The organism is Gammaproteobacteria bacterium, assembly GCA_022340215.1.
In the GTDB taxonomy this organism is placed as follows: Bacteria; Pseudomonadota; Gammaproteobacteria; order JAJDOJ01; family JAJDOJ01; genus JAJDOJ01.
The window spans coordinates 1-4938 of the sequence record JAJDOJ010000110.1; the positions used below are offsets into that span (position 1 = coordinate 1).

The following is a 4938-nucleotide window of genomic DNA, read 5'->3' on the forward strand; positions in this document are numbered from 1 at the left end:
GGCGAAATCCGCAGCGAGCCGGTGCGCGTGCCGAACGCTCGCGCAGAAGACGAGCGTCTTGCGGCCCTTTGCCTTTTCCTCCCATGCGTGCAGGGTAAGCGCACGCAGGTGCGGCGTATCCATGACCGCAGACAAGGCGCCGACCTGGAAATCGCCCCCGGAGCGCTTGACCTGGTCCAAGCTGAGCCCGGCCTTTACCCCCCAATACTGTATCGGCACGAGGTAGCCCAGGTCCTGCAGTTCCGGCCTGGCGATCTCGTAGGCCGTTAGGTCGAAGAGGTCCAAGGCAGACCGTCCGTCCGTGCGGCGCGGTGTCGCGGTCATGCCGAGCAGCAGTGCGTCGCCGTCGCGCTCGTCGTTGAAGTGCTCAATGACCTCGACCCAGCTTGGGGCCAGTGCCCGGTGACACTCGTCGCAGACGATCACCGAGAACAGGTCCGGCCGGTACGCGTCCTTGCGCTTGCTCGACGATTGTATTGAGGCAATGATCACCCGCGCGGCCGGGTCGGCGCGCCGCTCTCCCTGATCGATGCTGACCACGAGTCCCGGAAGTGGTCGTTCCCCATCACGAGTACCGTAGCGCTGCCTGAGAAACCTTGTGGCCGCATGAATTCAGCCCTAAGATCGAACTCGCTGACCGACGTGCACGCCTCCTCTACCGCACACCCCATTGACCCCCGCCTCTCTCGCGCCACCCGCGAAAGGGGCGGTCGCCTCCGGACCGTGATAGTGATGAATGGCGCTTACAGGGACCCCGAGTGGTCCGAGGACATGGGAGGCTGAGAGCACATCGGCCGGTGGTACACAACCATCGACTATATTGACCGCGACTGGCGGGTTCGTGACAATAGATCGTCCGGTGCGGTCGCCCCTATGAAGACCCAGGAATTTGGCCCACAAGCGTCGAGGACCGGAAAGCGCGGCGTGGAGACGACAAAGAGGCTCGACCCGAGACTTTAGCATCGATGCGTACCGGGGCGCCAAGCTGTACGACTGCGAGTCTGACCGCGGTTCTGCGCAATAAGCCGAGATGAAGAAGACCGGACGTAACGATCCGTGTCCCTGTGGCAGCGGACTCAAGTACAAGAAATGCTGCCTTGTTACCCACGGGCCTAGACCCCCGTTCACCGCCCAGGAGCGGGCATCCGCACTGCACAGCTTGGAGGCGCTTGCCGACGAGCCACGCTGGAGAGCCATCAAGGAACGAGCGGAGGCGGTATTCTGGGGCCCCTACCAGGAGGCGTTCGACCAACTAGCGGACGATGACCTCGTCAGCATGTCCGAGGACGCCTTTGATTTCTGGTTATTTTTCGACCACCGGCGTGAAGGTCGCTCCCGCGTCGCGGAGGCGTTTCTGAACGGCGCGACCGATCTCACTGACGGCGAGAGACATTACCTTGAGCAGGCCAAAAGGACCTGTATGAGGTTGTACGAGGTCATTGAAGCAAGGCCTGGCGAATCGCTGCGGCTTCGTGACCTGACGAGTGGTCAGGAAGTTCGTGTTCGAGAACAGCTCGCTTCACAGCAGCTCCGCAGGTGGGATCTGCTGGCGGCGCGGGTGATGCCTGCTGGAGCGTCGGGACAGCCCGAAATCGACGGAGGCTGTTATCCGCTGCCACGCATGCACCGCGAAGACCTTCTCGCTCACATGACAAAGGGGCTGAAAGCGTTCCACGAAAAGTCCCCTGATGGCGATGAGCTTGGGTTCTACGAAACGCTTCCCCCTTTCTTCAACCAAGCATGGCTGCAGCCCTTGCTGGATCCCACGCTACCCAAGCTGGTGACCACTGACGGCGATGAGTTCCTGCTCATCAAAACCTACTTCCAGGTGACCGATGCGGAGCAAGTTGCTCGCGGGCTCGATTCGGCTAAGAACGTCGAACGGGAAGCGGAAGAGCCCGTTTGGACCTGGTACGGGCAAACCGAAACAGACGGCGGAAAAGTCGTTCTCGGGCGATTCCAGCTCCAGGGCGAGCACCTCACCCTGGAGACCGCCTCCGCTGAGCGGGCGGAGCGGGGTCGGGCCCTGGTGGAACGACTTCTCGGAGATGCCGTGCGGTACAGACTCGCCAGTCGGCAGACGCCGGCGCAAGCCCTGGCTGAGTTTGGGCCGGCCGCTCGAGAGGAACCCGAGCTCCCCCCCGAGGCGGCTGCGCAAGCCGTGGAGGAGTACTACCAGAGGCACTATCGTGAGTGGCTGGACGAAGCGATCCCGGCGCTGGACGACAAGACGCCACGTCAAGCCGCCCGGTCGTCGCTGCTTCGATCCCGAGTTCTGGAGCTCCTCAAGGACCTGGAGAACCTATATCAACGGTCGCTGAACACGGGCCAGCCCGGCTTCGATCCATCCTGGATGTGGGGCGAGCTGGGACTTTCGGACCTGCCGGAGGCGCCGGGCAGTCACGATCATCCTCCGCTGACCGGCTACGAGTCCATGGAACGTCAGGTCGAGGGCATCGGGGATGTGGCGCGCGGGATTGCCGACCGGTTTCGAAAACAGCCTGGCTTCGATGCCTCGACGGTGATCACGCGGAAGGATCTGCAGTCGGATCTGACCCTTGCCAATTTCGTAACCCGGCAGGCGATCGAGGCCCACCGGAATGGAATGAACAAGGAAGATGCCGCCGCCTACGGCGACCTGATCGGTGCCCACCTAGAATACATGTGCAACTTCGAGCTGCACCGTCGCAAGACTTTCTGGGTGGACGAAGCGCTTGCCTGGATGCTCCACAAAACTCGGCTTGAGCTCACCGGAGAGCAGCTGCGTCTGCCATTCGCCAGCTTTGCGCTGATCTTTTCAGATCGTGATACGCTGCGCGTGGCCGAGAGGATGCTCTCCTCCGATCCGACCTGTGAGTTGCGCGGGCAGATCCTGAAGGTGGCCACGGTATATGTCACGGACATGCCCGCGGCCCACGCCCGGGGGCTCAGAATTGCCTTTACATTTGACGCCCTCGCGGATCAGTGGCCTTACCTGATGACGCGCGATCTCTACGTGGATCCTGAGGCCAGCCTGGATTCCCTACTCGCCAGCCACTTTCCCGAAGTGGACGTGGACGGGCTGGACCCCATGTTTTCATCTGCGGCGCTCGCGCACCTGGTTCACCTGGTCATCAACGCTATCCTTTACGCTACCAGCGCGGGCGTCGAGCCCCAGCCTCGCCAGCCGTACGGGAAGAAAGCCCTGGGTGCGACCAAGGGCTTGCCTGATCGACTCCCTCGTTGCGCGGACGAGGTGTTCTACTTGCCTGGCAAGATCGACATCGCTAGCGTGCGGAACATGCAGGCTGTGGAACGGGCACCGAGCGGAGGAAACCTCCTGCACCGCTTTATGGTGCGGGGACACTGGCGGCGTGCAGCCCCCACCTGGGAGGACCAGCGCCCCCGATGGATCAGGCCCTACTGGAAGGGGCCCGACATGGCGACGTTGATTGAAAGGGCATATCGGCTGAAGGCCTGAGCCTGTTGTCCGAACAACCCTGGGCCGGATCGCCATCGGTAGCCGGGGAAAAGCATTCTCGACAACATTGGCAGTGCCATGTCAACACACGAAACCGCAGAACGAAGTTCTTGTTCCCATAGGCCATAGATGCGTGCTGAGGCCTGGTCAACAACAGGAGATCCCACCATGGGCGGAAAGCAGCAGAACCGGGGCAGGCGCCGAGAGCAACATCGACAGAAGAGGCAAAAGCGCCGCCAGGAGAAGCTCGGCCGCAGCCAGCACCCGAAGACGCAGCAACGATGGCCGGCACGAGAGGAGGTCGGCATGCCCCGCGAGTTCAAACGTATCATTAGGCTTGCTCAGGATGGGGAGGAGTGCATCGTCAGGCAAGGAGATCTAATCTGCTTCTCCTCGCAATCAGGCGACGCATGGTTGCTTGATCCGCAGGACGGCTTAGCCTTGTGTCTGGCGCGTGACGGAGAGCGCCAACCCAACGCCGTCCGCGAGACGAGTTCGGGCTTTGCCGTTGAGTGGACCGGGCGATTCACCATCGACGGGGAGAGCTTCGTCGTGATCGAGGAGACGGGCCGCAGCCGCGCCATTCTCGGTTACCCGACCCGTCAAATCGCTGCGTGCTACCGTACAGTGCGCGAAGGTCAGTTCCCGCGCCTTGTCCTCTCGGGCACCAGAGAGGAAGGGACCGATAACCCACCGGCGCTATCTACGCTTCCCAGTGGGCAATTGACCGCTGAGGCGGCTCTCGCAGACGCTACAACAACCGATGGTGGGCCCGCTAAAGCACGCATAGACTGGGCTCTTGCCACCGTCGGGGTGCCAACCGAGGACCTCCTTAGCGGTCTGGACCTGGCCAAGCCGGGTGATCTTGCGGAGGCTATTGCATCCTTGACTTCGATGATCGAGCACGGCGACTACTTGGCCTGGGAGGCTGTTGTCCGGCAGGAACAGGGCCTGCCTCTCTCCGAGGTTCACGAGTCGCAACTCGACGAACTCTTCAGCTTCGTGGACGACGAGAACGAAGAAGACGACGAAGAGCGGATTCTGTACATCAACGGATTTGCCCGACCCGTCGAACCCTGGTATAAGACTGCCCGGCGCTTGGCGCCTCGTCTACTTCTGCCCGTGGTGCACACGGACGACGTGTGGCGAGACGTTGATCTCGAGGGCTGGCAGACCCTGCGAGCAGCCTTGAAAAACCATGCCAGCGGCTTATCCCTGCCCCAGGGCACCGCGACACCGCTAGAGGTCGTACCTGCCGAACTGAGCCACCGGCTCGACCTGCAGGATAGCCTGATGCTACTCGTCGGCATTGGCCAGGAGCACTCGGGCGGCGGACGGACCACTCTACGAGACCCAGGGCAACTCTGGCGCGTAGATGAGTTTATCGAGAATCTGGGGGCAATAAGGGAAAGCGTCGCTTGCTTGGGGCTGTCCCTGGTAAGTTTGCGGGAAATCCTGGTGATGCCCGCCACGGAGCG

The 4938-nt window shown here is 62.1% G+C and carries 3 protein-coding genes; 2 read left to right on the plus strand and 1 reads right to left on the minus strand.

Features of this window, described 5'->3' with window-relative positions; translation table 11 throughout:
• A partial coding sequence (locus LJE91_07965) for a DEAD/DEAH box helicase family protein (protein ID MCG6868650.1) occupies positions 1–540 on the minus strand: 540 nt, incomplete at its 3' end.
• 490 nt (positions 541–1030) lie between these two features.
• Between LJE91_07965 and LJE91_07970 the strand changes: the two genes are divergently transcribed.
• Complete coding sequence (locus LJE91_07970) at positions 1031–3460, plus strand: SEC-C domain-containing protein (GenBank protein MCG6868651.1); 2430 nt, start codon at positions 1031–1033, stop codon at positions 3458–3460.
• Positions 3461–3628: 168 nt separating this feature from the next.
• The coding region (locus LJE91_07975; protein MCG6868652.1) for a hypothetical protein at positions 3629–4938 on the plus strand (1310 nt) is incomplete at its 3' end.

Bases quoted from the DNA above. Each gene is read 5' to 3' on its own strand.
- LJE91_07970 (MCG6868651.1), top strand. From the start codon at position 1,031: ATGAAGAAGACCGGACGTAACGATCCGTGTCCCTGTGGCAGCGGACTC.